This is a genomic window from Burkholderia oklahomensis C6786, from assembly GCF_000959365.1.
GTDB classification, from domain to species: domain Bacteria; phylum Pseudomonadota; class Gammaproteobacteria; order Burkholderiales; family Burkholderiaceae; genus Burkholderia; species Burkholderia oklahomensis.
Map to the genome: position 1 here is coordinate 703,162 of NZ_CP009556.1, position 25,559 is coordinate 728,720.

Here is a 25,559-nt window from a genome sequence, read left to right on the forward strand (position 1 = left end):
ACATGGCTCATGATGACGTGACGGCGTTGGTGAAACGTCGCCATCAATTCAGGGACCTCGTTTTCGATGAATCTGTCACTCGGCAGGAACCTTGATGAATCACGACGCCGTTTGGCGGTGCGCGTCATCTACCGCGATCGAAGCGCATGATTGCGCTGAAGAAACCACTAGCGGTCCGGAACCGCGGCCGAGGTTGCGTCGAGATGCGGCGCCGCGATGACGTTCCTTCCCAGCATCTTCGCGCGATAAAGCGCCGCGTCGGAGGCCGCGACCAGCGCTTCCGGCGTTTCGAACGGATTGCCGCTGCTCGTCGCATAGCCCGCGCTCACCGTCACGTAGCCGGGCGGCATGTCGGCGGCGATGCGCAGGCGTTCGACCGATTGCCGCACCTGCTCGGCGATCGTCGCCGCGCCGCGTTCGTCCGTGCCCGGCAGCACGACGGCGAATTCCTCGCCGCCGTAGCGCGCGACAAAATCGTGGGGACGATTCGCCACGCCGGACAGCGCGGCCGCGACGGCGACGAGACACGTGTCCCCTTGCAAATGGCCGAATGCGTCGTTGTAGTGCTTGAAATGATCGACGTCGACCATCACGAGCGCGATCGGTTGATTGTGCCGATGCGCATGGCGAAAGGCTTTTTCGAACTGCTCGTTGAAATAGCTGCGGTTGTACACCATCGTCAGTGCATCGTGCGCGGCGGTCCGCACCAGCGATGCATGCGCGTCGAACAGGCGGCGATACAGCATCGTGACTTCCCAAACGAGCGCGCAGACCAGGATGCCCGGCGTCAGCATGCTGAAGAGCCGCGCGATGTACCAGCCGGCGCTGAAGCGCCCGGTGCTCAGCAGATTCAGGCTGGCATCGGTGAAGCACGCGAGCACGACGACGATGAGCCAGACGTCGAGCACCGTCCTCATGCGGCCGATGAGCAGCACGGCCGCGACCGCGCCGAGGTTGATCGCCCAAACGACGATCGCAGCCGGTTTTGCGGCGAGCAACGCGTTGTCGAAAAACGGATCGAACGGTTCCGGCAGATCGGCGTACAGCGCGACCAGGCTGAGCGATATGCCCAGCGCGACCGGGCCGCCGATCAATGCCGCCGACCAGCGGCCGACGTGACGGGTGCGGTTGAGCCGATTCGCGAGCCGGTATCGCGTCAGCTGCGCCAGCACGACGAGCAGCGGGAACCCGCCGTGCCAGAACACCCATATCCATGCAGCGCTGTCAGGCCGGGCGCCGAGCAGACCGGTCGGTGAGAAGATGCCGGGAAACGCGAGCAGCTGAAGCGCCACCGTCGCCGCCGTAAACGCATACGCGCCGGCGAGTGCGCCGAGGACCGGGCGTCGCATCACGGTGAACTGCGAGCCGAGAAGGAAGGCCGCGATTGCCGAGGTGGTGAACACCGTCAATGCGCACATGGGCAAGAACGGTCCGACGGCGGGCAACTGCAGATTCGCGCGCGGCGCGGTAGCCGCGAGCGCGAGCAATGTCAGCAGCGCCAACGATCCTGCCCCCAGCGTCTGCAAGCGAGACGGGCGTTGAATGAGAAAGCCATCCATGGGATCCCCCCGAACGCGAAAGCCCGCGCCTCGATCCGATGGGCGGCGAGATGGACGTGGGAAGCGGACCCGGAACGCGCGTCGCACCAATTAATGGAATGTTTATTACGCGATCCGCTTCGACGTTGATTTACTTTAGTCTATGCGGGACGCATCGTCATTCGCGGATGATCGGCGTCGCGGCGGCGATGGATGAATGAGTTTTTTCGATTGTCGCGGGCGAGGGCGAGGTCGTCGGACGGCGAGGTCGTCGACGCGGTACGTCAAAGGCCTTGCACAAGCGGCGTTCTTCGACGAAGCGAGTTCGATCTCGGCCCGACGCCGCGCGCGAAGCGGCTCGAGCGCATGACGTGCCCGGTACTTGGCGTCCGGCCGGCCACCGTTCTCATTTCTCATTCTCCGAGCCCGCGTGACGAGTGAAATCGCCGCCGATGTCTCGCCCGCGATTCGAACGCCTGCTCTGCAAATGTTGCCGCGTCGGTCGCCATCGTCGATCAACAGGCTTACCATGTCCGGGCTGCCGCCCGCGGCGCGGCCTCGAAGGCACGCGGATCGCTCGCGCGGCGGCATGCATTCCGTGCTGCAGCAACGAAGGAGAGCTCAATGACTCGACGCTTCGACGCGATCATCATCGGCACCGGTCAATCCGGCCCCCCGCTCGCCGCCCGGCTGTCCGGCGCGGGCATGACGGTGGCCGTCGTCGAGCGTGCGCGCTTCGGCGGCACGTGCGTGAATACCGGCTGCATCCCCACCAAGACGCTGATCGCGAGCGCGTACGCGGCGCACCTGGCTCGACGGGCCAGCGAATACGGCGTGGCGATCGGCGGGCCTGTCGCGGTCGACATGAAGAAGGTGAAGGCGCGCAAGGACCGGATCTCGGCGAGTTCGAACCACGGTGTCGAACAGTGGGTCCGTGGTCTGGAGAATGGCACGGTCTATCAGGGCCATGCCCGCTTCGAGCGCGCGCATGCCGTGCGCGTCGGCGACGAACTGCTGGAAGCCGACCGGATCTTCATCAACGTCGGCGGGCGGGCGCTGATTCCGCCGATGCCGGGCCTCGATCAGGTGTCCTATCTCACCAATTCGAGCATGATGGACGTGGACTTCCTGCCGGAGCATCTGGTCATCGTCGGCGGCAGCTACGTCGGGCTCGAGTTCGGCCAGATGTACCGGCGCTTCGGATCGCGCGTGACGATCGTGGAGAAAGGCGCGCGGCTGATCAAGCGCGAGGACGAGGACGTGTCGCAGGCGGTGCGGGAGATTCTGGAAGGCGAGGGAATCGACGTCCGGCTCGACGCCGATTGCCTGAGCGTGCGCCGCGATTCGGGCAACGTGGTCGTCGGGCTCGATTGCGCCGCCGGCGCGCGCGAAGTGGCGGGCTCGCATCTGCTGCTCGCCGTCGGGCGCGTGCCCAACACCGACGATCTCGGACTGGACAAGGCCGGCGTCGAAACCGACGCGCACGGCTACATCAAGGTGGACGAGCAACTGCGCACCAACGTCGAGGGCATCTGGGCGATAGGCGACTGCAACGGCCGCGGCGGGTTCACTCACACGTCCTACAACGACTACGAGATCGTCGCGGCCAACCTCCTCGACAACGATCCGCGCAAGGTGTCGGACCGCATCCCGGCCTATGCGATGTTCATCGATCCGCCGCTCGCACGCGTGGGGATGACGCAGGCCGAAGCGGTCGGAGCGGGGCGCAGGCTGCTGGTCGGCACGCGCCCGATGACGCGCGTCGGGCGCGCGGTGGAAAAAGGCGAGAGCCTGGGGTTCATGAAGGTGATCGTCGATGCGGACAGCGATGCGATTCTGGGCGCGTCGATCCTGGGCGTGGCGGGCGACGAAGTCGTGCATTCGCTGCTCGACGTGATGTACGCGAAAGCGCCATACACGACGGTCAGCCGCGCGATGCACATTCACCCGACCGTGTCGGAGCTGGTGCCGACGCTGCTTCAGGATTTGCATCCGCCGGGGTAGCGCTGGGGATGGCGGGGACGCACGCGTGAGCGGAGGTTCGCTCCGGATCGAGCGCGCTTGCGCTCATGGCCGAGAGCCGGATGCTGAACACCCGGCGCTGCGCAAGCCGGTGCGGGCGACACCGGGTCGAAGCACGATCGAAATCCGGCGAACGCGATCGGTTGCGCGTCCTGGCTCCGCGAAGGTTGGCTGTCGAGCGCTCAAGCATGCGTATTCGAGCCATTGGACCACCGTCGTTCGGCGGCGGTTCGCGGCGGAGCGCGTCGTATCGCGCGATTTAAGATGCGGTCGCTCCGCTCGCGAGCGCAACGAACAGATCGAGCAGATCGAGCATCCCGCGACAACCGGATGCTTCGACTGGCTGCGCAGCGCCCGGCCGCCGCGAGCAAAAAATGCGCCGCAGGTGTCCGCCGTCGCGATCGAACAGCGTACGGACCAGCGTTCAGACCGGCGCGTCGCGCCGGCCTGCGACGACCGTACATCACCACACATCATTCAGGCATCCGTACCATCACGCGCATCGCCTCCGGCCGCGAACGGCCGCGACGAATCAATGCGAGCTCCAGCCCTTGTAGTTCTTCACGTTGTCGCGCGTGATGAGCGTGGGTTCGAGCAGGATCATCGAATTGGCGGGCTTGTGTCCGTTCATGATCCCGTAGCCGACCGCGACGGCCTTCTTCGCCATCGCGAACGGATCCTGGCTCGACGACGCCTGAACCTGCGTGTCGCTCTTGAGCGCGGTCTCGATATCGGGCGCGCCGTCGACCGACGTGATCACGATGCCGTTGCGATGCAACTGCTTCGCGGCGAGATCGCTGCCGACCGCCTGCGGATCGTTGATCGTGAAGAGGCCGTCGACCTTCGGAAAGCGCGTCAGGTAGCCCTGCATCGCGTTCATGCCGCCTTCGCGCGAGCCCTTGCCGTCCTGATCGCTCGACAGCAGCTTGAGGCCCGGATTCTTCGTGAGCACCGCCTTGCAGCCGTTCACGCGATCGACGACCGCGGACACCTGCGGGCCGTTCTCGATGATCACGTTGCCCTTGCCGCCGAGCTTCTTCGCGATGTAGTCGCACGCGAGTTCGCCCGCCTTCACGTTGTTCGTCTGGACGGTCGCGTCCGCGCCGGCCGCCGCGACGTCGACCGCGACCACCGCGATGCCGGCCGCCTGCGCCTTGCGCACGGCGGGCTCGATCGCCTTCGGATCGGCGGCGTTCAGCAGGATCATGTCGACGTGCGCCGAGATGAAGTTGTCGATCTGCGTGAACTGCTTGTTCAGGTCGTAATCGGCGGAAACCGCGGTGATCTTCGCGTTCGGATTGATTTCCTTCGCCTGCGCTTCGGCGCCTTTCACGACGGTGACGAAGTACGGATTGCCGAGCGAGCCGACGGTGATGCCGATCGATTTGAGCGGCTTGTCGGCCGCGTGGGCCGCGCATGCGGCGAACGCGAGCGCGCACGCGGCGCCGGTCTGAACGAGCTTGTGCTTGATCTCCAACATGTCGTTGTCTCCGTATGGTCCGTGATGGAGGGCGCGCGCGAGGACCTGCGCGCGCGCCGCATGGCGGTTCGATGCATCAGGTGCGGGCCGATTCGTGCTGGCGGTAGCGGTCGAGCGCGACGGCGCCGATGATCACGAGCCCCTTGATGATGTACTGCCAGATGTCGGATACGCCGAGCAGCACGAGCCCGTTCGACAGCACCGCGATGATCAGCGCGCCGATCAGCGTGCCGACGATCGAGCCGACGCCGCCGACGAAGCTCGTGCCGCCGAGAATCACCGCGGCGATCGCGTCGAGCTCGTACGACTGGCCGAGCTGCAGGCCGTTGGCCGCGTAGAGCCGCGCGGCCGACATCAGCGCGCCCAGGCCGGCGAGCAGGCCCGAGCTCGCGTAGACGAAGAGCTCGATGCCGCGCACGTTGATGCCGGACAGTCGCGCGGCTTCGGGGTTGCCGCCGACCGAGTAGATCCGCATGCCGAGCACCGTGCGGCGCAGGATGAACCACGAGATCGCGACGACGGCGAGCGCGATCACGACGAGCCACGGCACGCCGAGGATCGAGCCGTTGCCGATGAACGCGAACGGCAGCTGCGGGTTGAAGATCGTCGTGTCGTTGCCCATCAGGCGGGCGATCCCGCGCACGGCGGTCAGCGCGCCGAGCGTGACGATGAAGGGCGGCAGGCGCAGGAACGAGATCAGCCCGCCGTTGACGACGCCGAACGCGAGCCCGACCAGCAGCGCGGCGGGAATCCCGAGCCAGCCCCAGCCGGGGATGTTCGACGCGAGGAGCGACGCGACCGCGGCGGCGGCGAGCACCGAGCCGACCGACAGGTCGATGCCGCCCGTCAGGATCACGAACGTCATGCCGGCGGCGAGCACGATGTTGATCGACGCCTGCTGCGCGACGATCGACAGGTTCTGCAGCGTGAAGAAGCCGTCGGTCATGAGGCTGAAGCCGATGCACAGAAGCACGAGGACGGGCAGCATGCCGGCCGTGCGCATCAGCGCCTGCATGCGCGCGCGGTGGTCGGCGGCGCGCTGCGGCGCGCGGTTCCGCGCCGGACCGGGCGGCGCGGAAGCGATCTCGCTTTGCTTCATCTGTGGGTTCATGGCGATAACCTGAAGGTAAGGTGACAAGCCGACGGCGGCCGCTCAGTGCGCGGCCGCCGCCTCCGTACGGGAGCCGGTGGCGAGCGCGATGATCGCCTCCTGCGTGATCCGCTCGCCCGTGTGTCCGCCGAGTTCGCCGGCGATCCTGCCTTCGCGCATCACGAGCACGCGATCGGCGACGCCGATGATCTCCGGCAGCTCGCTCGAGATCACGATGACGCCGACGCCGGCGCGCGCGAGATCGTTGATGATCCGGTAGATCTCCGATTTCGCGCCGATGTCGACGCCGCGCGTCGGCTCGTCGAGGATCAGCACGCGCGGCTTCGTCTCGAGCAGGCGCGACAGCAGGACTTTCTGCTGGTTGCCGCCCGACAGTGCGCCGACGTTGACGTTCGCATGCGGCACGCGGATCGACAGCGACGCGATCGCATCGCGCGCCCGCTGCGCGCCGCGCACGAGGTCGAGCGCGCCGAGCCGGGCGTCGCGCCCGCAGACCGAGATGTTGATGTTGTCGCGCACGCTCATGTCGAGGAACAGGCCCTGGCGCTTGCGATCCTCGGTCAGGTAGACGAGCCCGGCGTCGATCGCGTCGCGCGGCGAGTGCGCGCCGAAGGTCCTGTCGCCGAGCTTCACGTCGCCGCTCGCGCGCGGCTCCGCGCCGAAGATGAGCCGCGCGAGCTCGGTGCGGCCCGCGCCGACGAGGCCCGCGATGCCGAGCACTTCGCCCGCGTGCAGATCGAGGCTGCAGCCGCGCACGCGGCCGCCGTCCGCGACGTCGCGCACCGACAGCAGCAGATTGCCGGGATCGTACGGCGCATGCGCTTTCTTGTAGAAGCCGGAGATGTCGCGGCCGACCATCATGCCGACGAGCCGCTCGGCCGACAGCGAGTCGCGGTCGAGCGTGCCGGCGTATGCGCCGTCGCGCAGCACCGACACGCGGTCGGACAGCTCGTAGATCTCCGCCATCCGGTGGCTGATGTAGATGATCGCGAGGCCTTCGGCGCGCAACTGCCGGATCAGACGGAACAGGTTCTCGGTCTCGCGCGACGACAGCGGCGTGGTCGGTTCGTCCATCACGAGGATGCGCGCCTTCGTGTGGACGGCGCGCGCGATCTCGACGAGCTGCTGCTCGGCGATCGACAGCGTGCCGACGAGCGTGTTCGGCCCGAAGTCCGCGCCGAGGCGCTCGAGCACGTCCTGGCAGCCGCGCGCCATCGCGGCGCGATCGATCGTGCCCCAGCGGCCGTTGCCGCGGCGCAGTTCGCGGCCGACGTAGATGTTCTCCGCGACGGTCAGGTTCGGCGCGAGGCACAGTTCCTGGTAGATCACGGCGATGCCGGCATCGCGGGCGGCGAGCGGGCCGTCGATCGCGATCGGCGCGCCGTCGATGAGAATTTCGCCGCCGGGATCGGCCTGGTACGCGCCCGACAGGATCTTGATGAGCGTCGACTTGCCGGCGCCGTTTTCGCCCATCAGCGAATGGATTTCGCCGGGACGGACGGTGAGGCTCACGTCGGCGAGCGCGCGCACGGCGGGGAACGTCTTGCTGATGCCGCGCATCTCGAGCAGCGGACGTGACGGATCAGAACGCCGCATATCTGGCCTCCTGCGATTCCACGCTTGCACCTCTGAGGATGCCGGCGCGCGGGGAGAAGTTGAAGAACATCGGCAGCGTCGCGGCGCCGATCGCGCCGGCGTCCGAGCCGAACGAGCCGCGCACCAGCGTGGGCGTGCCGCGCGCTTCCGGCGCGCTTGCCGCGAGCGCCGCGTGCAGGCGCGCGATCAGCGTGTCGATCAGGCCCGCGTCGGTGTCGGCGTCGAGCACGACGACGGGCGATTCGAGCACGGCGAGCGCCGCGCGCAGCGCGGGCGCGAGCGCGTCGACGCAATCGTCGATCCACTCGTCGACGGCCTTCGCGCCGCGCGCGATGCAGGCTTCGAGATCCGCGCGATGCTCGACCCGTTCGCCGCAGTAGCGCAGATGCCGGACGAGCCCGTTGAGCGACGCGCGCGCGATCAGGATGTCCCACGCGCCGCGCGGTTTCGGCACCGACGGCAGGCGGCTCGGCGGCACCGGCATCATCGCGAAGTCGCCGGCGTTGCCGGTGGCGCCGCGCAGGCAGTCGCCGTCGACCGCGATGCCGCCGCCGATCGCCGGCCCGAGGAACAGGTAGACGAAATCGTCGCGTTGCCGGCCGCAGCCGTAGAACAGCTCGGCGATCGCGGCGGCGTTGCCGTCGTTTTCGCTGAAGACGGGCAGCGCGATCGCGCGATCGAGTTCGCTCGCGAAATCGACTTCGGCCCACGCGCCGAACGCATCGGCCGGCAGATCGAGCTCGCGCAGCCAGCTTCCGAGGTTGTATGGCTGCGCGACGCCGACGCCCGTCAGGCGCTCGCGCTCGTGCGCGGAGAGGCGCTGCTGCATCGCGGCGACGTCCTCCCGGACGAGGTCGAGCACGACGGCGGGCGGCGGGAGCAGCGTGTCGTGCGAGCGGCGGCCGATCACGTCGCCGGCGAAGTTGACGAGCGCCGTCTCGATGCGCATCCGGTCGAGCCGCACGCCGATGCCGAACGCGCCGCGCGGATCGAGGCGGATCAGCGACGCGGGCTGGCCGCGCTGGCCTTCGACGCGGCCGGCGAATTCGATCAGCTTCGCTTCGGCGAGCGACGCGATGATGCTGCCGACCGCGGTGCCCGTCAGATTGGCGAGACGCGCGAGATCGGCCTTCGACGCACTGCCCGCGCGCCGCAGGGCCTTCAGCAGGAGGCGCTCGTTGTAGCGGCGCACGTTGACCGAGTTGCTGCCCTGGCCGATGTGCGGACTCCTCATGATGTCTCCTCCGGGGTTGGCACGGGTCGCCAGAGGTTAAATAAATCAAGTTGATTTATTTAACTGCGAGACGTCGGACATGTCTGCTTAGGGGATTCCCGGGTATCGACGGATTGATGCGGAGGATGGCGGCGGGGTGGGCGCGTTGAGGATGACGATTCGCTTTCAGTTGCTTGTGCGCGCGCTGTCGAACGATGTTCGCGGGCGTTCGGAATTGCCGGGCGATTCGGCGGTGGTTCGATCGTATTCCTGAATGGAATGTCGCCGGCGGCAATCGCATTGATTCGTCATCCAAAATGGATGAACCGTCGCACGTGCCGAACGAAATCGTGGCTGAAATCAAGTCGTATGGCCTCGGTCTTCATCGACGCATCGAGCGGGCTCGGGATGTCGCGGCGGATGTGACCGGACCGGCGTTTTTTCGATGCGCGGAAAGCCGGCGTCGGTCCGTCCGTCGACCGGGCATGCATGCCCGGTCGACGGACGTTCTCGGCAACATCAGGCGCACGCTTGCGCCGTTCAACCCGTGCTCATGGCGAAGTCCCTGCCGGCGGGTGCAACGGCTGAGCGCCGGGGATGTCGGGCGCACCGCGCTGCGCTTCGACGGGCGCCAGTGTCGTCGCCGGATCGGGGCTCCAGCTGGTCCCGCCCGGCTTGACCTTGACGGGCGGCAGCGCCTTGACGAGCGGCCGGCTCGGCGGCGCGGGCGGAGGCGGCGGCACGGGCTGCGCACGATCGGGAACGACCGCGGCCGGCGCAACCGCAACCGCAGCCGCCCGATCGCGATTCGCCAGCAGTCCGTAACGCCAGCCCGCCGCCGCCAATCCCAGCAGCAGCACCGCGGCGGCAAGCGCCAACCCGCTCGCGCGCGTCATCACCAGTTCACCTGATCGTTCAGCGTCAGCGCGCCGCTCGTCGGCGTCTGGAGCTGCCGATTGCCCGACCAGTTCTCCCACGTCACGCTGCCGTCCGCGTTCTTGCGATAGTACTTGTACTGAATCGCCTGGCCGGCCGGCATGTTGACGGTGTTGCTCCATACCGGGTAATTGGCCGGGTCGACCGGAATGCCGAGATCGGTGTTCCAGTTTCCGAGCGCGGCGACGTTGCCCGTCACGTAGACCTGCTGGCCGAGCTGCGTGCTGGCGTTGACGTTGACCGCCACCGCCACCTGCCCGCTCTGCAGCGGCGCGACGCAATTGTTGTAGCGCGCGCAGACGACCGACGGTATGTCGACGATGCGGCCGGCCTGAATCGACGCCAGCAGGCTGATGTACTCGCCCATCGCCCAGTTCAGCGGCGCCATCGACTTGGTCGGCTGGCCCGGCGTGTAGCCGGCCGGCGTCGTCACGGCCCAGCCGTCCGGCAGCGTCGTCGAATTCGACCACACCTGTTCCGGCAGAAAGCCTTCGGGCGTCGTCAATTGCTTGAGCGTCGAGAAATACGCGCTGCCCGCGCTGCCGCTGCCTTGGCGCGCGATCTCGTACATGCCGCGCTCGGCGGTGAAGATCGGCCACAAGCGGCCGGCTCCGGTGCCGTCGAAGTCGCTGCCGTCGTTGTGCTCGCCGTAGCCGTCGAAGTTGTAGCGGAACCACGCGTTGGGCGAGAGCGCCGGCGCGTTCGCCAGGCTCAGCGACTGGCCGAGCACGCTGTCGTAGACCGAGATCGTGTTGACGACGGTCGGATCCGTCGCGCGCTTGACGCCCATCCGGACCAGCTCGAAGAAGCCTCCGTCGACGACGCGCCGCGCGTCGTGGCTGCCGCCGCCGTTCTTGACGGTCAGCGTTTGCGGCGTGTCCGGGCCCGCGGTCGGCGCGAAGCTCGCGCGATCGGTGCCGGTGCCGGAGCGGCTCGCCGGATTGATCCGGATGTAGTAGCTGCCGCTGCCGAACGTGCCGGTCGACGTGTACGTCCACGCCGCGACGTTCTCCTGCCAGTAGTCGGCCGCGGCGAGGTAGCGCGCGGCGCTCGCCGTATCGCCGTTCTGCGTCGCGATGTCGGCTGCCGTGACGAGGCCGGCGATCTCGGCGGCGATGGTCGACGGCGAATAGCCGGCGTTCTCTTCCCAGCGCTCCTGATAGGTCCACGGACCGGTGTTGACGATGTAGTCGGCGGTGAGCTTGATCTTCGGCCACAACGGATTGAACACGCTCGGGCCGAGGCGCCACGCGAGGATGATCGGCATCGCCTGCTCGTCCATCTGCGTGCCTTGCCAGTACGGCCAGCCGCTCACCCACGCATTCTGCGGAAAGCGCCCGACGCGGCTGTAGCCCTGCGCGCAACCGGACGCGTTGTATTCGGCGGTGCCGCAATCGCTTGTCTGCTGCAGCGTGTTGAACAGATAGTTGACGACGCTCGTCGCGCTCGACGTGTCGCCCGCCGTCGTCAGCGCGTTCGCGAACTTGAACAGATCGCGCGGCCACACGAGGTGATAGCCGCCCGCGTTCGCGTCGCCCTGCGTTTCGCCCCACGGCGTGCCGATGCCGGCGATCATCGCGCCGTTGCTCTTGTCCTGCATCGTCTTGAGCGTCATCGCGGCGAGGTAGTAGGCATCGTCCGCGGCGCCGTTCTGCGACGACAGGCCCGCCGCGTAGTTGTGCCATGCGGTGTCGTACTGCTGCTGCTCGCCGGCGAGATCGCTGCCGAGCACCGTGTTCGCGTCGCCGAGCGCCTGGTCCTGCGTGCCGCCGAAGCCGAGCACGACGTCGAACGACACGCTCGTCGCGGTCGGATCGCCGAGGTCGATCCAGCCCATCTGCGCGACGTTGCCGTTGGTGGCGGATGAGAAGGTCCAGTCCATCGTCTTGTCGGCGGTGCCGCCGAGCAGGTCGGTCCAGCCGTCGCTCTGTCCGACGAAGCCGTTCGACGTCATGCCGACGCCGTTGACCACCGTCCACGGACGGCTCGTCACGAGCGCGGAATAGCGGCTGTTGTGATTGGCGACGAGCGCGGTGCCGCCGGTGCCCGACACCGTTTGCGCGGTGTTGTTGCCGCCGGCGTTGTCGAGGTACGGCTTCGACAGCATGTAGAGGTTGAAGTCGCCGACCTTGTGGCCGTTGAGCGCGGTGAAGGTGACGCGCTGGACGATCGCGTTGTAGTTCGGATCGGCGAAGACGATCTTGCGGATCTGCCAGTTGTGCGCGCTGTTGCTGGTGGTCACCTGCCAGCTCATCGTGCGCGTGTCGGTCTGCGCGGCCGAGTAGGCCTGCAGCTTTTCTTCGTCGACGAAGGTCTTGCCGCCATCGCCGACCAGGAACTGCAGGTCGACCGATTCGGGCGTATCGAGGACCGGATAGTAGACCTCGGACAGGATGCCGCGATAGCCGGTGAAGTAGACCCGCGATGCTCCGTTGACCGCGGTGCCGAGGAACGACTTGGCCGCGGGGCCTCTCACCGGCGTCGCGCCGGGCGAACCGAACGCTTCGGCGGCCGACGCGCACGCCGGCAACGCCGCGACGCCCGCCATGGCCGCCAAACTGCCAACCAGCACCGCCTGTTTCAATCTGAAGTGCTTTGCCGACATTTTCGTCTCCGTTATGAATTTGTATGCTGTCGTTTTTGTAGCAAAACAACATGCGCTGTATCTCATGCGAAGCCGAAAGAGTCAATATTTTCAATGTATTGTAGTCGACTATGTATTGATACTACATCCGCTCGACGGCACGACGAGATGAACTGCCGGCGGCGGGCGCGGTGCGGAGAAAGCGCGGGCTCGAGGCGTTCGTTGGAGGTTGCCGACGCGGGAGCGATGCGCGGCGCATGCGAATGACGCGTTGTTGGGTTTCGTGCCGTCGGCGCGCGATGCGCGGATCCGACGATGGTCATCGGGGCATCGGCCTGCATCGTGAAGGAAGGACGCGCCGCCGGCCCGCATCGGGGCGCGGCGGCTTTTTCCGGACGCCGACGGCGCAATGCGAGCCGACGGCCGCGCGGACACGTCAGCCGTGCCGCGGCGTTCTACGTCAATCGAGCGGCTTGCCCGCCTTGTCGTCCATCGAGCGCAGCGCGATCAACGTCAACGCGCCGCAACCGATCGCGTAGTACGCGGGCGCGTTCGCATCGCCGGTCGCGGCGATCAGCCACGTGACGAAGAATTGCGCGAATCCGCCGAAGATCGCGACGCCGATGCTGTAGACGAGCGCGCCGCCCGTCGCGCGCACCGCGCGCGGAAACAATTCGCCGAGCATCGCGCTCATCGCGCCGATGTTGATCGCATGCACGCATGCGAGCGCCGCGATGATCGTCAGCAGCGAGACGGCGCCCGGCCAGCGGTTCAGCGCGACGAATGCCGGATAGATCGCGAGCATCAGCGCGATGCGCGTCCACCAGACGATCCGGTTGCGCCCGTAGCGATCCGACAGGTAGCCGCCGATCGGCGTCACGATCGCGAGCATCGCGCCCGCGATGCAGCCGGCCATCATCGACAGCCAGCTCGGCAGATGCAGCACCTGCACGCCGTAGATCGCCATGTAGAACACGATGATGTAATGGATCGACGTGCCGCCGATTGTGATGCCGAGGCCGGCGAACACGGCTTTGCCGTGGCGGCGCAGCACGTCCGCGAGCGGCAGCGATGCGATGTTCCCGCGCGAAGCGGTGGCGGCCGAGGACGCTGCGGCCGGCGCTTCGTCGACCGTGCGTCGCAGCCAGTAGCCGAGCGGCGCGAACAGCGTGCCGATGACGAACGGCACGCGCCATCCCCAGCTTTCGAGCTGCGCGGCGCTGAGCGTCGACGTCAGCACGACGCCCGTCAGCGCGCCGACGAGCGCCGCGAGTCCCTGGCTCGAGAACTGGAACGATGCGTAGAACCCGCGTTGCGCGTGAGGCGCCTGCTCGATCAGCAGCGTGGTCGACGCGCCGACTTCGCCGCCGGACGCGAAACCTTGCAGCAGCCGCGCGATCACGAGCAGCAGCGGCGCCGCGATGCCGGCCTGCGCGTAAGTCGGCGCGACCGCGATCGTCGCGGTGCCGAGCGCCATGATGAGCAGCGTTGCGATCATCGCGCGCTTGCGCCCGACGCGGTCCGCGTACATGCCGATCACGAGACCGCCGAGCGGGCGCGTGACGAATCCGACGCCGAAGCTCGCGACCGCGAGCATCAGTTGTCCGAACGACGAGTGAACCGGAAAGAACAGCTTGCCGATCAGGATCGCGAAGAAACTGTAGACGGTGAAGTCGTAGAACTCGAGCGCGTTGCCGACCGCGGCCGCGGCGATCAGGCGGCGCTTCTTCGCGGCGGCGCGCGCGTCGGCCGGCGCGCCGGTGAAATTGAGAGCGGACGTTTCCATGTGATCCCCGAGGAACGCAAGACGGCGGGCGAGAGGGCGTCAGGCGGCGAGCCAGGCTTCGGCCAGTCGGACCCAGTAGCTCGCGCCGATCGCGAGAATGTCGTCGTTGAAGTCGTAGCCGGGGTTGTGCACCATGCAGCCGCCCTTGCTGCCGATGCCGTTGCCGATGAACGCGTAGCAGCCGGGGTGCGCGTCGAGCATGTACGCGAAATCCTCGCTGCCCATCAGCGGCGCGGCGTCCGCTTCGACGCGATCCGCGCCGAGCATCGCGCGCGCGACGTCCAACGCGAACGCGGTCGGCTCGGGATGATTGACGAGCACCGGATAACCGTAGTCATACTGAACGTCCGCCGTGACGCCGAAGCTTTCCGCCTGGCCCTTCACGAGCGCCTCGATGCGGCGCGCGAGCAGCGCGCGCACGTCGGCGTTCAGCGCACGCACCGACAGCTTCATCACGACGGTCTCGGGAATGATGTTGAACGTCTCGCCGGCCTGGACGCTGCCGACCGTGATCACGGCCGCCTGCTGCGCATCGACTTCGCGCGCGACGATCGTCTGCAGCGCCACCATGATGCTGCCTGCCGCCGACATCGGATCGCGTGCGAAATGCGGCATCGCGCCGTGGCCGCCGAAGCCGCGCAGCGTGATCGTCACGCGGTCGGAGGACGCCATCGCGGCGCCCGCGCGGAACGCCATGTCGCCCGCCGCGCGGCCGGGCATGTTGTGGATCGCGAAGATCGCATCGCACGGAAAGCGTTCGAACAAGCCGTCGTCCATCATCGCCTTCGCGCCGCCGAAGTTCTCTTCGGCGGGCTGGAAGATGAGATTCAGCGTTCCGGAAAACCGCCGCGTCGCGGCGAGGTGGCGCGCCGCGCAGAGCAGCATCGCCGTGTGGCCGTCGTGTCCGCATGCATGCATCTTGTTCGTCTGACGGCTCGCATACGGCAGCCCCGTCGCTTCGGCGATCGGCAGCGCGTCCATGTCGGCGCGCAGGCCGAGCGTGCGCGCGCCTTGTCCTTCGCGCAGCACGCCGACGACGCCCGTCTTGCCGAGCCCGCGATGCATGTCGTAGCCCCAGCCGGCGAGCAGCCCGGCGACGAGATCGCTCGTGAGCGTCTCTTCGAACGCGAGCTCGGGATGCGCGTGGATGCGGCGGCGCACGTCGATCAGCTCGGGTGCGATTGCGGCGATGCCGGGGATGACGGGATTCTCGGGCTGCATGCTGTCTCCTGGTGGGGCGTGGATGCGCGCTTGTGCGGACATGTCGACGAAGCATATGAATTTTTTTCGCGCACCATAAGCTGATAAATTGCGTCGGTGCTCACTGCGGGTTGCCTCTAGGGAACACCCTGATCCGCAGCGGTGCAGCGAATGAAGGGCTTCTCCGAATCGCGCGTTCCGTATGAAATATCATCAGTTGAAAGCGTTCGTCGCCGTCGCAGACGAGGGAAGCATTCGCGCGGCCGCGCGCCGGCTGAACGTGTCGCCGGCGGCGTTGACGAAGGCGGTCAAGGAGCTGGAGCTCGCGCTCGGCGTGTCGCTCGTCGTGCGCACCGCGCGCGGCGTGCAGCTCACCGGATTCGGCCAGCAGCTTCAGGTGCGCGCGCGCCTCATCGTCGCCGAGATGCAGCGGGCGCGCGACGATATCGAACAGGCGCAAGGCGCGACGACGGGCGCCGTCGCGGCGGCCATCACACCCGCAGCCGCGGTGACGATCCTGCCGGATGCGTTTCGCGCGTTTCGGCGGCGTTTTCCGGTTGCGCGCGTGAGCATCGTCGAAGGGTTTCCCGGCGTCGCGCTGCCGAAGCTGCACGACGGATCGCTCGATTTCGCCGTGTCGGTGGTGGTGCCGGAACTGCTCGCCGCGGAGTTCGATCACTCGGAGCTGTATGCGAGCCGGCACGCGATCGTCGCGCGCAAGGGGCATCCGCTCGCGTCGGCGACGTCGCTCGCCGATCTCGTCGACGCCGACTGGCTGATGAATCCGTCGCCCGAAAGCTCGACGCAGCTGATATTCAACTGTTTCGTCGAGCACGGCTTGCCGACGCCGATGCGCGTCGTCGAGTGTCCGAGCTATGCGATCGCGCACAGCCTCATTCAGGGCTCCGACCTGATTGCCGCGATGCCCGACCAGTTGCTCGACGTCGAATGGTCGCACGACCGGATCGCGGTGCTGCCGATACGCGAGACGATTCCGGCCGTGACCGTGCAGGTGGTGACGCGCCGCGACAGCCCGTTGACGCCGGCTGCGTCGATGCTGGTCGATTGCATGCGCGATGCGGCGCGGCGGCATGGATTGCGTTGACGCCGGGTGAGTGCAGGTCGTTTCGCTCCGGTTGTCGTGTCGCGCGATGGAGCTTGGTTGCGCTGTCGCGCCGCTCGGGTCGGTCAGGCTTTGCTGCTGGTCGATCGACATGTTCGGCACCCGGCCTGCCGCATCTCGCATCTCGCATCTTGTCGAAAGGCAGGCGAGGCGGACGCTCGTTGCGTGTTCCGTGCCGATCGTGGCCGCTCTGGTTGCTGCGGTTGCCTGCGCGCGGCGCGTTGCGCGTTACGCGTTACGCGAGTGTCGGATAACCGAGCGCGGCCGCGTCGCGCGCAAATCGTTCGATCTCCGAGTAATCGTCGGGCGTGAGCTGCTCGAAGCCGCGCAGTCGCAACACGCGCGCGCGTTCGACGTCGGCTGCGGCCGCCGCATCGAGCGCGTCACGCAGTGAAGCGGCTTGCTCGTCGCTGAGCGTGCGCGATGCGATGAACGGCAGGCTCGGCGCGGACGCTGTCGCGCCGATGATCCGCACGCCGCGCAGCAGCTCGGGCAATGCATCGCGCACGTACGCGAGCGTCACGCAGTCGATGGCGGCGAGATCCGCGTCGCCCGCGTCGAGCGCGCGCAGCGCGCCCAGATGCGAGCCGGTGCGCGTGACCGTCGAAAAGAAGCGTCCAGCACGCGCATGCCGCGCGACCGCGTGACGCAGCGCATTCATTCCGCTGTGCGAATCGTCTCCGTTGTACGCGGCGCGCAGGCCGCGGCAGGCGGCGAGCGTCGTCGCGCCGCGCGCATGTGCGTCCGCCGATACGACGAGCGTGCTTCGGTAGCGCGCGCCGTCGCAGCCGTCGGCGTCGAATACGGGCGATGCGATCAGATGGACCGTTCCGGCGACGCCGAGCATGCGGTACGGATAGCCGCACGTCTGCGACAGCAGCAGATCGTCGCGGCGCCATAGCGGCAGCAACTCGCCGAACGGTTCGTCGAGCAGCGTGACGTCGGCCGGGCCGCCCGCGCGCGCGAACGCGTGCAGCGCGTCGCGCAGCAGCGCGCGCCACAGCGCGGCGTGCCGCGGCGTCACGTTGTACATCGGCAGTCCGGCGATCCATCGAGTCATCCGGACATTCTACGGATTTCAGCGCATTCGGCGGAGGCGCGTTCGGCTTGCCGGGTCTGCGAACGCATCGATGCTTCGCCATCGCCATCGCCATCGCCATCGCCATCGCCATCGCCATCGCCATCGCCGGAACCGATGCACCGTCCTTTTCGCGATTTCGCCACATCGAACGCTGACCGTTTCGCATAAGCAAATGCGAATCCATTGGTTGGTCCGGCGGCGGCGGCTGGTTACGGTGCGTGTTCTGCCGTGCGTATCGCGGGCGGCGACGTTGTCGTCCGCGCTTGTCGACGCTCGGCCTTCGTCACCACTGAAACATGGCCGAATATTTCGACGTAGATCATGCGCGCGAGATCGAGGCGCTCGGCGGCCGTTTCGCCGCACGCACCGAGTGGCCGACCTGGCTGCTGATCGTCGTCATCTACGGCGGCTGGCTCGGCGTGCTGCTGTGCGTGCGCGCGGGGCGACTGCCGCTCGCGGCCGCGACGCCGCTGCTGATCGCGCTGTGCGCGTGGCACACGTCGCTGCAGCACGAGCTGCTGCACGGCCATCCGACGCGCTCCGCGCGCTTGAACAAGCTGCTCGGCTATCCGCCGCTGGCGGTCTGGTATCCGTACACGCTGTATCGCGATACTCATCTCGAACATCACCGCGACGAAGACCTGACGGTGCCGGGCGTCGATCCGGAAAGCAATTACGTGCCGCGTGCGCAGTGGGTTCGGCTCCCGCGCTGGCGGCGCGCGCTGTGGCATGCGCGCAAGAGCTTCGTCGGGCGGTTCGTCGTCGGGCCGCCGGCGAGCGTCGCCGCGATGTGCGCGGATACGCTGCGCGCATGGCGCGGCGGCGACTGGCGCCATGCGTCGATGTGGGCCGCGCACGGCGTGTCCGTCGTCGTGCTGCTCGCGTGGCTGCATGTGTCGGCCGGCGTGCCGTGGTGGTACTACCTGATCGCGATCACGTGGCCCGCGCAGTCGCTTGCGATGATTCGTTCGTTGTACGAGCATCGCGCGGCCGTGCATCCGAAGGCGCGCATCGCGATCAACGAAGCCGGCCCCGTGATGCGCCTGCTGTACCTGAACAACAACTACCATCTCGTGCATCACGACTTGCCGAAGCTGCCGTGGTATCACCTGCCGCGCGCGTACCGGATGCGACGCGATGCGTATGCGCGGAAATGCGGCGGCTTCGTGATTCGCGGCGGCTATTGGGAGCTGCTGAAACGCCATGCATGGCGGGAGACCGATGCGCCCGTCCATCCGTTCGCGCACGACGATGCGTCGGCATCGGCATCGGCATCGGCATCGGCGTCGGCATCGGCATCGGCATCGGCATCGGCATCGGCGAGACGCGGCGCGCGTGTCGCGGTGATCGACGATTGTGTTCAGATCGGCGGTTGATGGCCGCGTGAACGGCACGCGTGCCACGCGGACGTGATGTCCGGCGAACGGCGACGTCGGGGCACGCCGCCGCGACGGCTTCGATCCGTCGCAATGTCGTCGTCCGATACCGGCGCATCGGCCGCATCCGTCTTGCGCGCGCGACCGATGCGCCGACGGGATTACACGCGCGCTTTCCGCATCCGATCCGGCGTCATACGAAAATGCCGCGACGCGGTCCGCGTGTCATCCGGCGGTCCCTCACTCGTTCCCCGAATTCCTGATCCCTTGCGGCTCGCGTCCGTGCCCATGCGCGCCGACAAGCCGCTGCCATACCGCCCGCGCACCGCCGGATCACTTTGTTACATCTCTTACCGCGGCCGGACCGAAAGGAAACAGAAACCTTTCATTGCCCCCGGTATACTCGCCGCTGCTTCAAACCTAAAACGAAAGAAGACCTTTCAATTATGTCGAAGAAACTCATCCAGATCGTTGCGATCGCGGCGCTGACCGCTGCGGCTTCACTGCCGGCCTTCGCCGGCGACATGAACAACGCGCTCGGCGGCGCACTCGGCGGCGTGGCCGGCGCGGCGGTCGGCGGCGCCGTGGGCGGCAGCACGGGGGCGGTGATCGGCGGGGCGGTCGGCGGCGGCGCCGGCGGCGCGGTCACGTCGAACCGCCGGGAGCGCACGGGCGCGATCATCGGCGGCGCGCTCGGCGGCGGTGCGGGCACCGCGGCGGGCAACGCGATGGGCGGCCGCGGCGGCGGCCTGATCGGCGCGGCCGTCGGCGGCGGCGCGGGCGCCGCGCTCGGCGGCAACATCTCTCGCTCGAACTCGTACAACGACGATTACGATCGCGGCGGCTATCGCCGGGGCAACCATCGCGGCAAGCATCACCATCGCCATTGAGCGGTGAAGCGAGTCCGATTGGCGTGATTCGATCCGAGGTCGCGTGCTGGGCACGGAATGCCTGCTTCAGCGCGCGTCGGCCGGTTTTCGAGCGATGCGAAATCGATGCCGGGCGGATCATGCGAAGGCTCTGATGCACGATGGCGGCGTACGGCTTCGCGCCGCGCGCGCATCCATCGCAACTTCCCAGCGGCGCTGCGTCCGCGTTGCCGATTCGGCGGCCTTCGGTGAATCGAAGGGCTCGCGTTATCGATCGGCGGCGCCGCGGAAAATGTCGCGGCGGTCGGCTGCCGAGTCGGCGCGCCGTACAGGATGCCGGCGACGCGTATCAGGCCGCTCATTCAGGTTCGCGGCCGGGCTTCCGGGACAACGCGACGCGCTTCATTCCCGCTGCGGCTCGGCCGATATCCTCGGCGCACGTGTCGAACGCCTTGCCCTGAAGGGTCAATGGTCCTTCGCCTCGGCGCATCTCATCCGACGCGCTTCGGCTGTTCGACGGTGGTTCGACAGGCGGCCGACAAGCCGCCCGCAACCAGCCGCCGCCGGATCGACGCACCCGGCGCGACGCCGTCCACGCGTCTCAAGCCGCCCATTCAGGCCGCCGCGCGAGTTCGTCGAACTGTGCGACGCGCTCCGCTCTCACTTTCCGCACCGCGTTGCTGAGCCGCGCCGCGTCATGCCGGCACGATGACATGCCGCGCACCTCGTCGGCGCCCGTCAACGCGAACGGCTGCCCGCTCAGTCGAGCGCCTTGTCGTTCGGGTTCGCGAACAGCTTCTTCATGTCCGCCGACAGCGGATAGTCGAGATTGACGCCCTTCGGCGGAATCGGCCGATTGAACCACTTCACGTACAGCGCCTCGGCTTCGCCGGAGCGCTGCATCTGCGCGATCACGCGATCCGCGAGCTGCTTGAAGCCGGCGTCGTCCTTGCGCAGCATGCAGCCATACGTTTCGGATACCGGAGAATTGCCGGTGATCACGTAGTCGCCCGGATTCGCTTCCTTCGCTTTCGCGCCGTACAGCAGCGGCTCGTCCATGAAGAACGCAACCGCCCGGCCGCTCTTGACGTTCAGGAACGCATCGGCATGATCCTTCGCGCTGATGATCTGCATCGACATCCCTTTCTCCGCGTTCCATTGCCGCAGCAGCCGTTCCTCGGTCGTGCCGGCGGTCGTCGCGACGGTCTTGCCGGCCAGGTCGGGGAAGTCCTTCACGCCCGACGACTTCTTCACGATCAATCGCATGCCGTATTGAAAGAAGCTGTTCGAGAACGACACCTGATTGGCCCGTTCCTTCGTGTGCGTCGTCGAGCCGCATTCCAGATCGACGGTGCCGTTCTGCACGAGCGGAATGCGGTTCTGCGACGTGATCGGAATCTCGCGGACCGTCAGGTTCGGCCGTTTCAATTCCTTCTTGATCTCGTCGACGATCTTCAGCGCGATGTCCTGCGAGTAGCCGATCGTGCGCTGCTGCTGGTCGTAGTACGAGAATGGAACGGACGATTCGCGCACGCCGAGCGTGACGATGCCCGTGTCGCGAATCTTCTTCAACGTCGGGCTGGCGTCGTCCGCGTGAGCGGCGGCGGCAAGCGCGCAGCCGATGGCGATCGAAAGCAGCGGGCGGAGGGGTTTCATCATCAAAGGCTCCTGGCGGAACGGGTGGCGGATAACAAGTTTGGGGGCGAGGCAAAAACGGATGGAGTCGGCGAGCGTGTCGGGCCGGTCGATTCGGCGGCCGTGGCGATGGCGGCCGTCAATCGTATCGGAGCGGCGAAACGCTCGCGCATCGGCTCAGCGGTTCGGCGCATACGCGCGGGCATCCAGTGCGGGCTCGCGTCCCGCGATCAGGTCGGCCAGCACTCTGGCGCTGCCGCATGCGAGCGTGAAGCCGAGCGATCCATGGCCGGTGTTGAGCCACAGATTCCGAAAGCGCGTCGCGCCGATCAACGGCTTGCCGTCGGGCGTCGCGGGGCGATGTCCGCACCAGGTTTCGCCGTTCGCGTAATCGCCCGCGTGCGGAAAGATTTCCTGCGCTTGCCGCGCGAGCAACGCGAGCCGGCGCTCCCTGCCGGACGACCGGATGCCGGCGATTTCGACCATGCCCGCGATCCGCAAGCGTGAGCCGAGCGGCGCGTAGACGATCTTGCGATGCAAGTCCGTCACGCTCACGCGCGGCATCTGGTCTTGTCGTCCGGGCAGCGTCAGGCTGTAGCCCGTCAGCGGATAGATCGGCAGGCGCAAGCCGAGCCCGCGCAGCATCGGCGCGCTGCCGTTGCCGGCCGAGAGGACGAACGCGTCGGCGTCGATGTCGCCGCGCGCCGTGCGAGCCGCGACGACGCATGCGCCGTCGACGCGCAGCGCATCGACCGGCGTTTCGTAGTGGATCGCGACGCGCAGGCGCTCCCGCAGCACGCGGGCGAGCCCCACGCCGAAGCGGCGGCAGTCGCCGACTTCTTCGGATGGCGTATGGATGCCGCCCGCGAGCCGATCGCCGGCGTGCGCGAGCGCGGGCTCGAGTGCGACGCACGCGGCCGCGTCGAGCGCCTGCTGCTGCGCGCCCGCGTTGATCAGATGCTCCATCGCGCGCCGCGCCTGATCGAATGCCTGCCGGTCGCGATAGACGACGAGCTTGCCGTTTCGCGCGTAGTCGAAGTCGAGCGCTTCCCGTTCGACGAGATCGTGCAGCGCGGCGCGGCTGAGCGCGCCCAGTTCGAGCATCTCGGCGGCCGTTCGACGCGCGCGGCCGGTGCGGCATGCGGCGAGGAACGCGATGCACCACAGCCACTGGCCGGCGTCCAGCCGCGGAACGAAGCGCAGCGCCGAATCGGGCCTGACGAGCCACGCGGGCAGCTTGCTCAGCACGGCCGGATCGGCGAGCGGCGCGACGTAGCTGTAGCTCAACTGCCCGCCGTTCGCGAAGCTGGCGTCGAGCATGGCGTCCGAGCGGGCTTCCAGCACCGTCACGTCGTGACCTTCGCGCGCAAGATGATAGGCGGTCGTCAAGCCGACGACGCCCGCGCCCAATACGCATATCTGCATGAATTCCGGCCGTCTGCAAAGGGGTTGTCGATGCGGCCTAGTTTCACCGGCTGAAATGGCCCGGGCAAATGAACAGATGTGTGATCCCATAACCTTGGGTTAAGGGCGCTGGGGGCGCCGATCAGCGCGGCCGCCGCTTCGGGGCGCCCGGCGCGTGGGGCCTGGGCGGCTCGTCGAACGGTGCGCGCAGCGCTTCGATGAACGTCGCGCCCGCGTGTGAATCCAGCCCGCCGTCGCGCCACAGCGCGAACACGCCGACCGACAGCGCCGGCTCGACCGGCCGGATCGTCACCGGATCGCCGGGCGCGCGCGCCGTCAGCTCGTCGAGCAGCACGCGCCCGACGCCGCGCGCGGCGAGCGCCCGCGCGACATACCACGTGTGCGCCTCGACCATCGTGACGCGATCCTCGCCGAACGCTTCGAGCGCATTGCCGATCGCGTCGCCGAGCGGATCCTCGGTGCCGATGCCGATCGAGTCGCCTTCCATGAATTCGTGCAGCGACAGCGGTTCGTCCGGTGCGGGATCGTCCGGCGGGCCGACGCTGACGACGGCCGTGCGCCCGAGCTCGGTCGACGTGATGCCGGGCCGCGTCGGCGGATCGATCGCGACGGCGAGATCGAGATCGCGCGTGAGCAGCGCGTTCAGCAGCGCGTCGGTGTGCAAGGTCTGGATCTTCAGCGCGACGCGCGGATAGTCGGTGCGGAACGCCTTCACGGCCGGCGGGATCAGGCTCAGGCCGAGACTCGGCAGGCAGCCGACGCGCAGATGCCCTTCGGGCTGCAGCGCCAGGTTGCGCGCGAGCGTGCTGATACGGTCGAGGTTCGATTGGAGCTTCTGTGTCTCGCCGAAGAGCAGCTCGGCTTCGCGCGTCGGCAGCAGACGCCCGTGCGCTCGATTGAAGAGGCGAATGCCGAGGTTCTGTTCGGCGTGCGCGAGCACCTTGCTGACGGCGGGCTGCGACACGCACAGTAGCTGCGCGGCTTTCGACAGCGAGCCGGTGCGCATGATCGCGTGGAAGACTTCGATGTGGCGGAGGCGCATGACGGGGAATGAGACGGATCTTCGTGCATCGGACAGTACCGCGGGCCGGAGCCGGTCGCAATCCTGTTCGGCACGGAAGGCCGTGAGCGCGATCGTGCGGAGCGGATGCGCGGATCGGATTGGATCGGTGAAATCGATGCGGCGAGCCCGATGGGCTTGATTCGGTTCGACCGGGCGCGTGCTCATCGCCGATTCGCTGGTTCGCGTGCGTCTTCGAATTCTCGTGCAATGCGAGAGCGGCGCGCGCCGCGTCGGGCGCTTCGAATGGCGTCGCGATGCGGTGCGGGATCGCCGGATACTCGACGCCAGTCACCGGTCATCGGTCGCCAGTCGCCAGTCGCCAGTCACATTCCGCCCGGTCCTCCTCGATACCGTTGTCTCACGCCGCCCCGGCTTCACCCCAAATCGCGCAGGTCGGCCGTTGGCGCGTTGCCGAAGTCGTCGCTCAGCGCGTAATCGACAAGCTGACGCGCGGCATCGTCAGGCGTCGCGAGCGCGCCGCTCGACTTGAGCTGCTCGAACCGCTCGCGCGACGGAAACCGGTCGCGGCTGGTGGCGCGGATCGTCGCCTGCATGCCGGTGTCCACGACGCCCGGCGCGACGCTGCAGATCCTCAGCGCGCGATTCGCATCCGCCGCGACCGCCCGCGCGTGATGATCGAGCGCGGCCTTGGTCGCGCAATAGACGCTCCAGCCCGCATATGCGTTGCGCGCGGCCCCGCTCGAGAGGTGCACGATGCGGCGCTCGACCGTTTCGGACGCGATCTTCGCGATCGCGCTCGCGAGCATCAGCGGCGTCGCGACGTTCAGGCCGACCGCGCGCGCGATCGCCGCCGCGTCCTGCGTGTCGAGCGGGCCGATCGGCTCGACGGTTCCCGCGTTGTTGAACAGCAGCACGCTGCTCGCGCCGGCGACGAAATCGCCGAGCGCGTCGCCGTCGAGCCACGCTTCGACGCGCGCCGGCTCCGACAGATCCAGCTCGGTTTCGACGAACCGGTCGTCCGCCTGCGCGCCGAGCGACGGATGGCGGCTGCGCGACAGACCGAGCACCGCGATGTCCCGCTGAAGCAGATTCACGGCGAGCGCGGCGCCGAGCCCGCGCGTGTGGCCGGTGACGATTGCGCGAACCGCCGGCAATTGAGAAGAGCGAGTGACCATATCGATTCGGACGATGAAGAGAACTGAATGCGCGGCGTGCGCGATGCGGCACGCGGTGGCCGACGATCTGTTTCAGCGGCGCTCGGCCGCTCGAACGAAGCGTGTCGAACGGCTGGCCGCGCGGTCATCCCGTCGGCAGCCGGATCAGCGATGCGCAGCAGGATGACCGGATGAGCCGGTATCGTAACGTCGGCGCCAATTTGGCGCAAATGCCCGCCGACGAGTGCGGTTCATGGCGGAATCGTCCGTCTTCGATCAAGACGCGAGCAATATCGAACGAATTTCGTCATGACATGATTGCATGCTAGCCTTGAGCCGGAATCATGGATGAAATGCCGAGCGCACAGCGAAAACGATTCGACAAACCGAGCGATGCCGGCGACGC

General features: G+C 67.6%; 19 protein-coding genes. 5 read left to right on the top strand and 14 right to left on the bottom strand.

Annotation, left to right across the window (positions count from 1 at the left end):
* Positions 1-167: 167 nt before the first annotated feature.
* A complete protein-coding gene (locus BG90_RS21155) occupies positions 168-1,559 on the bottom strand; it encodes a GGDEF domain-containing protein (protein ID WP_025990094.1) in 1,392 nt (463 codons plus the stop codon).
* Between the two features lie 603 nt (positions 1,560-2,162).
* On the opposite strand from BG90_RS21155, the gene BG90_RS21160 reads away from it, so the two are divergent.
* Positions 2,163-3,542: an FAD-containing oxidoreductase gene (locus BG90_RS21160; protein WP_045568380.1), complete on the top strand. Its 1,380-nt coding sequence runs from the start codon at positions 2,163-2,165 to the stop codon at positions 3,540-3,542.
* Between the two features lie 550 nt (positions 3,543-4,092).
* Here the strand turns inward: BG90_RS21160 and BG90_RS21165 are convergent.
* From BG90_RS21165 to BG90_RS21200, 8 genes are all read right to left on the bottom strand, one after another.
* Entirely contained in the window at positions 4,093-5,040 is a 948-nt protein-coding gene (locus BG90_RS21165; protein WP_010107400.1) for an ABC transporter substrate-binding protein, read from the bottom strand.
* Positions 5,041-5,116: 76 nt separating this feature from the next.
* Positions 5,117-6,151 carry an ABC transporter permease subunit gene (locus BG90_RS21170; protein WP_025990095.1) on the bottom strand — a complete coding sequence of 345 codons (1,035 nt, stop codon included), beginning with the start codon at positions 6,149-6,151 and terminating at the stop codon, positions 5,117-5,119.
* A 42-nt stretch (positions 6,152-6,193) separates the two neighbouring features.
* A complete protein-coding gene (locus BG90_RS21175) occupies positions 6,194-7,747 on the bottom strand; it encodes a sugar ABC transporter ATP-binding protein (RefSeq protein ID WP_010117702.1) in 1,554 nt (517 codons plus the stop codon).
* Complete coding sequence (locus tag BG90_RS21180) at positions 7,734-8,981, bottom strand: ROK family protein (RefSeq protein ID WP_010107403.1); 1,248 nt, start codon at positions 8,979-8,981, stop codon at positions 7,734-7,736. Before BG90_RS21180 ends, BG90_RS21175 begins: the two co-directional genes overlap by 14 nt.
* A 530-nt stretch (positions 8,982-9,511) precedes the next feature.
* Complete coding sequence (locus BG90_RS21185; RefSeq protein WP_010117704.1) at positions 9,512-9,856, bottom strand: hypothetical protein; 345 nt, start codon at positions 9,854-9,856, stop codon at positions 9,512-9,514.
* Positions 9,856-12,501 carry a glycoside hydrolase family 15 protein gene (locus tag BG90_RS21190; protein ID WP_025990097.1) on the bottom strand — a complete coding sequence of 882 codons (2,646 nt, stop codon included), beginning with the start codon at positions 12,499-12,501 and terminating at the stop codon, positions 9,856-9,858. Before BG90_RS21190 ends, BG90_RS21185 begins: the two co-directional genes overlap by 1 nt.
* 439 nt (positions 12,502-12,940) lie before the next feature.
* Positions 12,941-14,266, bottom strand: coding sequence for an MFS transporter (locus BG90_RS21195; protein WP_010117706.1), 1,326 nt, complete (start codon positions 14,264-14,266; stop codon positions 12,941-12,943).
* 39 nt (positions 14,267-14,305) lie between these two features.
* Positions 14,306-15,487: a M20 aminoacylase family protein gene (locus tag BG90_RS21200; RefSeq protein ID WP_010117707.1), complete on the bottom strand. Its 1,182-nt coding sequence runs from the start codon at positions 15,485-15,487 to the stop codon at positions 14,306-14,308.
* Positions 15,488-15,668: 181 nt separating this feature from the next.
* On the opposite strand from BG90_RS21200, the gene BG90_RS21205 reads away from it, so the two are divergent.
* Positions 15,669-16,571: a LysR substrate-binding domain-containing protein gene (locus BG90_RS21205; RefSeq protein WP_010117708.1), complete on the top strand. Its 903-nt coding sequence runs from the start codon at positions 15,669-15,671 to the stop codon at positions 16,569-16,571.
* A gap of 253 nt (positions 16,572-16,824) precedes the next feature.
* Here BG90_RS21205 and BG90_RS21210 read toward each other — a convergent pair whose 3' ends face one another.
* Positions 16,825-17,649: a phosphate/phosphite/phosphonate ABC transporter substrate-binding protein gene (locus BG90_RS21210; protein WP_025990098.1), complete on the bottom strand. Its 825-nt coding sequence runs from the start codon at positions 17,647-17,649 to the stop codon at positions 16,825-16,827.
* A gap of 47 nt (positions 17,650-17,696) precedes the next feature.
* Here BG90_RS21210 and BG90_RS37745 point away from each other — a divergent pair, with 47 nt between their 5' ends.
* The 3 genes from BG90_RS37745 to BG90_RS21220 all read left to right on the top strand — a co-directional run bounded on the left by BG90_RS37745 (position 17,697) and on the right by BG90_RS21220 (position 19,936).
* Positions 17,697-17,825 (top strand): hypothetical protein, encoded by a 129-nt coding sequence (locus BG90_RS37745; RefSeq protein ID WP_257791837.1) that lies wholly within the window; start codon positions 17,697-17,699, stop codon positions 17,823-17,825.
* 141 nt (positions 17,826-17,966) lie between these two features.
* A complete protein-coding gene (locus tag BG90_RS21215) occupies positions 17,967-19,046 on the top strand; it encodes a fatty acid desaturase (protein WP_010117710.1) in 1,080 nt (359 codons plus the stop codon).
* Positions 19,047-19,492: 446 nt separating this feature from the next.
* Complete coding sequence (locus BG90_RS21220; RefSeq protein WP_045568381.1) at positions 19,493-19,936, top strand: hypothetical protein; 444 nt, start codon at positions 19,493-19,495, stop codon at positions 19,934-19,936.
* Positions 19,937-20,674: 738 nt separating this feature from the next.
* On the opposite strand, the gene BG90_RS21225 is transcribed toward BG90_RS21220, so the two are convergent.
* The 4 genes from BG90_RS21225 to BG90_RS21240 all read right to left on the bottom strand — a co-directional run bounded on the left by BG90_RS21225 (position 20,675) and on the right by BG90_RS21240 (position 25,153).
* Positions 20,675-21,574 carry a glutamate/aspartate ABC transporter substrate-binding protein gene (locus tag BG90_RS21225; RefSeq protein WP_010107417.1) on the bottom strand — a complete coding sequence of 300 codons (900 nt, stop codon included), beginning with the start codon at positions 21,572-21,574 and terminating at the stop codon, positions 20,675-20,677.
* A 153-nt stretch (positions 21,575-21,727) separates the two neighbouring features.
* Positions 21,728-22,975: a D-amino acid dehydrogenase gene (locus BG90_RS21230; RefSeq protein ID WP_025990100.1), complete on the bottom strand. Its 1,248-nt coding sequence runs from the start codon at positions 22,973-22,975 to the stop codon at positions 21,728-21,730.
* Positions 22,976-23,096: 121 nt separating this feature from the next.
* Positions 23,097-24,017 (bottom strand): LysR family transcriptional regulator, encoded by a 921-nt coding sequence (locus tag BG90_RS21235; RefSeq protein WP_010117720.1) that lies wholly within the window; start codon positions 24,015-24,017, stop codon positions 23,097-23,099.
* 395 nt (positions 24,018-24,412) lie between these two features.
* Positions 24,413-25,153, bottom strand: coding sequence for an SDR family oxidoreductase (locus tag BG90_RS21240; protein ID WP_010117721.1), 741 nt, complete (start codon positions 25,151-25,153; stop codon positions 24,413-24,415).
* Between the last annotated feature and the right edge of the window lie 406 nt (positions 25,154-25,559).